This window comes from Micromonospora sp. NPDC002411 (assembly GCF_053592955.1).
This window is the reverse complement of record NZ_JBSFBM010000652.1, coordinates 1-1,057: the sequence shown is the minus strand read 5'-3', so window position 1 is coordinate 1,057 and position 1,057 is coordinate 1. Positions and strand designations below refer to the sequence as shown.

The 1,057-nt window shown below is 67.9% G+C and carries 1 pseudogene; it reads left to right on the top strand.

Annotated elements, in window-relative coordinates:
* Positions 1 to 86: 86 nt before the first annotated feature.
* Positions 87 to 968, top strand: a pseudogene (locus ACWCO3_RS34780) (alpha-1,4-glucan--maltose-1-phosphate maltosyltransferase); the annotation flags it as partial.
* Between the last annotated feature and the right edge of the window lie 89 nt (positions 969 to 1,057).

Below are 1,057 nucleotides of genomic sequence, written 5' to 3'. Positions count from 1 at the left end.
CTGGCAGATCGGGATGGTGGCTTGGGCTGGGGGCCGGGAAAGATCAAGGCCATGGGGCACAGGTCCGCCAGGTGGGCATGGTCAAAGGTCAGACCGACGTGGGCTCGCCGTGGGCGATCGGCGCCGCCGAGGGCGGCCACGACACCATCCACCCCGACCTGGGTACGCCGGCAGACTTCCGGGCCTTCGTCCAGGCGGCTGCGGCGCAGGGCCTCGAGGTGGCGATGGACCTGGCGTTGCAGTGCGCGCCGGACCACCCCTGGGTGACCGAGCACCCGGAGTGGTTCACCACCCGGGCCGACGGCAGCATCGCGTACGCGGAGAACCCCCCGAAGAAGTACCAGGACATCTACCCGGTCAACTTCGACAACGACCCGGAGGGCATCCGGGCCGAGGTGTTGCGGGTGGTGCTGCACTGGGTCGGCGAGGGCATCCGGATCTTCCGGGTGGACAACCCGCACACCAAGCCGTTCGACTTCTGGCACTGGCTGATCGCCGAGGTCAAGAAGATCGACTCGGACGTGCTGTTCCTGGCCGAGGCGTTCACCCGTCCGGCGATCATGCACGGCCTCGGCAAGATCGGCTTCACGCAGTCGTACACCTATTTCACCTGGCGCACGACGGCCGCCGAGATGCGGGAGTACTGCGAGGAGCTGGTCGAGTCGGCCGACTACATGCGGCCGAACTTCTGGCCCAACACGCCGGACATCCTGCACGAGTCGTTGCAGCACGGCGGCCCGCCGATGTTCAAGATCCGGGCGGTGCTGGCCGCGCTGCTCTCCCCCTCCTGGGGCATGTACGCCGGGTTCGAGCTGTTCGAGCACGTGGCCCGCCCGGGTGCCGAGGAGTACCTGGACAACGAGAAGTACGAGCTGCGCCCCCGGGACTGGGCCGCCGCCGAGGCGCAGGGCCGCTCACTGGCCCCGTTCCTGGCCACCCTCAATCGGGTACGCCGGGACAACCCGGCAGGTGGGTAGGCGCATCACGAAATCCCCGGGATGAACTGGATGAGCAGGTCGATGAGCTTGATCCCGATGAACGGCACGATGATGCCGCC